At 47.8% G+C, this 4,012-nt stretch carries 5 protein-coding genes; 4 read left to right on the top strand and 1 reads right to left on the bottom strand.

What is annotated here, in order from left to right:
* Positions 1-232, top strand: a 232-nt coding sequence (locus tag H6S82_RS22085; RefSeq protein WP_191056707.1) for a TRAM domain-containing protein, incomplete at its 5' end; no start/stop codon positions are given.
* 100 nt (positions 233-332) lie between these two features.
* Here the strand turns inward: H6S82_RS22085 and H6S82_RS22080 are convergent.
* On the bottom strand, positions 333-1,580 hold the full coding sequence (locus H6S82_RS22080; protein WP_190462333.1) for a VWA domain-containing protein: 1,248 nt from the start codon (positions 1,578-1,580) through the stop codon (positions 333-335).
* 240 nt (positions 1,581-1,820) lie between these two features.
* On the opposite strand from H6S82_RS22080, the gene H6S82_RS22075 reads away from it, so the two are divergent.
* From H6S82_RS22075 to H6S82_RS22065, 3 genes are all read left to right on the top strand, one after another.
* The gene (locus H6S82_RS22075; RefSeq protein ID WP_190462227.1) at positions 1,821-2,510 is read left to right on the top strand and encodes an ATP-dependent Clp protease proteolytic subunit; all 690 of its coding nucleotides are present in this window, start codon (positions 1,821-1,823) and stop codon (positions 2,508-2,510) included.
* A gap of 33 nt (positions 2,511-2,543) precedes the next feature.
* Positions 2,544-3,164 carry an ATP-dependent Clp protease proteolytic subunit gene (locus H6S82_RS22070; protein WP_190462229.1) on the top strand — a complete coding sequence of 207 codons (621 nt, stop codon included), beginning with the start codon at positions 2,544-2,546 and terminating at the stop codon, positions 3,162-3,164.
* A 124-nt stretch (positions 3,165-3,288) separates the two neighbouring features.
* The gene (locus H6S82_RS22065) at positions 3,289-3,912 is read left to right on the top strand and encodes a DnaJ domain-containing protein (RefSeq protein WP_190462231.1); all 624 of its coding nucleotides are present in this window, start codon (positions 3,289-3,291) and stop codon (positions 3,910-3,912) included.
* Positions 3,913-4,012 lie beyond the last annotated feature (100 nt).

Below are 4,012 nucleotides of genomic sequence, written 5' to 3'. Positions count from 1 at the left end.
GATTCGTCCTTCTTATCTGCCCGGTGACAACCTAGACATCAAAATTCTCAAGGAGGGCAAGGAACCCAGTCAAGGAGTTGGCTACCTGGATGACGGCACATTGGTTGTGGTGGAAGAAGGCAGCAGATATGTGGGCAGCGAATTGCGGGTGATTGTCACTTCTGCTTTGCAAACTTCTGCTGGTAGGATGATTTTTGCCCGCCCCCAGGCCGTTGATGTCATCAGTCATTAGTTAGCCTAGAAGTGCGAGGCCCTAACCTCAGTTTTTTCGGTAGCGATCGACCGATGACTCTTGACCGATGACTGATGCAGGATGAACAATGGCTGAGAAATTAGGAGTCGCTCTGCAAAATGGTTTTGGAGACGATGCGGGTTTTCTTGCGATCGGCTTCCGAAAGTTGTTCCCCCGATTGCAGGCGGGTGGCATTGGTTTGCAGCACTGTGGCGGCACTTTTGTCTCCCATTTGCAGTGCGGTTTTAGCAGCAGTTTGCAGCATGGTGGCTGCACCAGCCCGATCGCCTTGTTGCAATTTTGTCTCTGCAATTTGCGTTTGTCGATACTTCGCTAACGCCAAAATCGATTTTTGCACTTTTGGGTTGAAATTGGCTTGGTAAACGGCCAAGAAGTTGGCATCCACTGAGACGATCTCGGAAAGTAAACCTTCCTTACCCTGTCCCGGATCGTCGTAGCGAACTTGCAAGTTAACTACAGTTTGCCGCCCCTCTGGCATCTGACCGATGTAGAGGTTGGCTAGGATAATCCGCTCTTGTTGCTTCATCAAGTCACCCAAGCGGACGACAAATCTGTCACCTTCCTGCTGTACGGGCAATTCGATCGTATCCGGAGCAACTTGAGCTACGGGTTTGAGTTCTGCAAACCGCACCTTGGGCATGAGTTGGAACAGCAGATAAGCATTGGTCAATCCCACGGATTGAATGCGGTTGAATAGGCGACCGAACTCTTCCACGACTCGATCGGCTCTTTCTATATAAGATAAGGTGCCACCACCGGCATCGGCAATTTTTTCTAAGATATCTTGGTTCCAGTGAACGCCGAATCCCAAAGTATTCACCGTCAGTTTGTAACCGGCAGCTAGTTCGGCCAATTTCAGGCATTTTTCGTTGTTGCCGTGTTCGTTTTCGCCGTCAGTCAGTAGAAATGCCTGGGAGATCGTATCTCTTTTGCCTTTGGCCATTTCCTCAATGCCCAAGCGCAGTCCTTCATCAATGGCAGTACCGCCGTCAGCTTTGAGTTGGTTAATTTGCCTTTTGATACCTGCTGGGTCTTCGATCGCTTGATTGGGGATGAGAACTTTGGCCCGGTGATCGAAGGCGATTACAGAAAGGCGATCGCCCTCTTTGAGTCGATCGACCAAGCGGGAGGCTGCTTGTTTCACCGTTTCCAGGGGACGCCCGCTCATCGAACCGCTACGATCTAAAATCAGACACAAGTTTAGGGGTACATTTTCTACTATTTCGCCTGGGTTAGCAAAAACGGAAATCTCCAGCTGACGCTGACTCGTCAGTTGAGTCGCATCCAGATTGACATCATTCAATATAGGCTGTAAAACAACTTTCATCATCAAAGCTCCTATATACGTAAATAGTAATGTTATTTACCACACGGCAAAACACTGCCGTTACGCACTTAAAACAAGCATAGGCCAATCACCAGGAGAATGAGACATCAAAAGTCTTACCTTGCTCAGCACTCAGCACGGATGAGGTGTTGGTATCACTACTGGATGTGCCGCAACGACGTACCCAGAGCGCGTTACCATGAAAAAACACTCTTCCTTATTTGGGCGATAACCCGACCTATGGACTCACCTATCAAGGCTGTTCAAGCTCCGTACTATGGAGATGCCTTCTACAGAACACCTCCTCCAGATTTACCTTCCTTAATGTTAAAGGAACGAATTGTCTATCTGGGACTGCCGCTATTTTCTTCAGACGAGATCAAAGCTCAAGTAGGTGTAGACGTAACCGAGTTAATCATTGCCCAACTGCTGTTTTTGCAATACGATGACCCGGAAAAGCCGATCTCGATCTACATCAATTCTACGGGTACTGCTTGGTATGGCGGCGATGCTATAGGCTTTGAAACCGAAGCTTTTGCGATCTGCGATACCCTCAATTACATTAAGCCTCCAGTTCATACCATCTGTATCGGTCAAGCGATGGGTACGGCGGCAATGATTTTATCCGCAGGTACGAAAGGGTACAGGGCCAGTTTACCTAATGCGACGATCGTACTGCACCAAGCTCGCACTCGCGCCAGAGGTCAAGCCACAGATATTCAAATTCAGGCAAAGGAAGTCTTGGCGAACAAGACGGCGATCGTTGATATTTTCTCTCGCAATACAGGTCAACCGCCAGAGAAGATCTCTAAAGATATGGATCGGATGTTCTATATGACTCCTCAGCAAGCCAAAGAATACGGTTTGATCGATCGGGTTTTGGAAAGTCCTAAAGATCTTCCTCAACCAGTGCCCGCTCTTCGCGGTTGAAGTCCTATTATTCACTACAAGGAAGAAAGTTTTATGCCGATTGGTATCCCTAGAGTACCCTACCGATTCCCTGGCGAACCTTTTACCCAGTGGATTAATATCTACGAACGTCTTGCTTTGGAAAGGATTGTTTTTTTAAGTGGAGAAGTCACTGATGGTATGGCTAATGCCATTATCGCCAGACTGCTCTATATGGATTCCGACGACCAAAGTAAGGATATTTATATCTACATCAATTCTCCCGGTGGTTCGGTGACGGCGGGTTTGGCTATCTACGATACCATGCAGCACGTTAAGTCGCCGATCGTCACTATTTGCGTGGGTTTGGCTGCTTCGATGGGGTCTTTTCTACTCGCTGCTGGGACGAAGGGGAAACGCTTGGCGCTACCCCACTCCCGGATTATGATTCACCAACCTTCTGGCGGTACGCGGGGTCAAGCTACCGATATTGAGATCGAGGCGAGAGAAATTCTGCGGATTCGCCGTCAGTTGAATGACATCTACGCTCAGAAGACTGGTCAGCCTCTGCAAAAGATCGAGAAAGATATGGATCGCGACTTTTTTATGTCTGCTCAGGAAGCCAAGGAATATGGCTTGATCGATAAAGTAATTGAGGAGCGATCGGCTGAAACTAGAACCCCGGTAGTTGCATAACTTTAAGGGAGAGGGTTAGGGAAAGGGTTAAAAAAATTTGGGGAATTTGCCCTTTTCCTTTATCTTTCTCCAGGAAAGCTGGTTGCCTTTGCTATTATCGGGATTAAGTTGAATGCTTAATTAGATGAACCTGGCGGATTGCTATCGATTACTGGGGTTGGAGTCTGGAGCCTCAATGGCTGAAATTAAGGCGTCTTACCGTCGTTTGGCACGCCGCTATCATCCGGATGTCAACCCGACGGATAAGCAAGCGAAGGATAAGTTTATTGCTATTACTGAAGCTTACCAATTCCTCCTTGGTGTTGTGAAGGAGACGGGTATTTCGCAAGTATCGAGTCAACCCCAAACGCCACCTGCTGCTTCTGAGTCGGTTAATGTGTCTTCGTCACCACCAAAAACGAAGGTAACTCGTAAGGAAAAGCCTCAAGAAGAGGAACCTCAGCTATCGGAAACGGAAAAGCAACTAAAATGGCAATCTTACGATCAGTTGGAGCTGCTGTTGAAGGCGCAAAGGTTTCCGCGTGCGATCGCTCTTGTCGAAGGTTTGGCCCAACGCTTGCCGCAAGATCCGGAAGTGCGCCAGTGGCAGGCAATTACTTATCAACGCTGGGGTCGTCATTTAGTCACTCAGGGAGAATTGGATAAAGCGAGAATTTATTTAAAAAAAGCTTTACGCACAGACCCGCACAATCGTTCTCTGTGGTCTGAAGTGGAAAGAGATTTTCGGCGGATCGAGCAGGTTTATTAAATATTGTAGTGTAGAAACCGGGTTTCTTGAAGAAACCCGGTTTCTCTTTAGGTTTATTAATAGCTCAGAAACCCGGTTTCTGGAAGAAACCGGGTTTCTT

The organism is Planktothrix sp. FACHB-1355, assembly GCF_014748295.1.
Classification (GTDB): domain Bacteria; phylum Cyanobacteriota; class Cyanobacteriia; order Cyanobacteriales; family Aerosakkonemataceae; genus Aerosakkonema; species Aerosakkonema funiforme_A.
Note: the sequence above shows the minus strand (reverse complement) of the source record. Positions and strands in the feature narration are given on the sequence as shown.

Bases quoted from the DNA above. Each gene is read 5' to 3' on its own strand.
- H6S82_RS22065 (WP_190462231.1), top strand. From the start codon at position 3,289: ATGAACCTGGCGGATTGCTATCGATTACTGGGGTTGGAGTCTGGAGCC.
- H6S82_RS22070 (WP_190462229.1), top strand. From the start codon at position 2,544: ATGCCGATTGGTATCCCTAGAGTACCCTACCGATTCCCTGGCGAACCT.
- H6S82_RS22080 (WP_190462333.1), bottom strand. From the start codon at position 1,580: ATGAAAGTTGTTTTACAGCCTATATTGAATGATGTCAATCTGGATGCG.
- H6S82_RS22075 (WP_190462227.1), top strand. From the start codon at position 1,821: ATGGACTCACCTATCAAGGCTGTTCAAGCTCCGTACTATGGAGATGCC.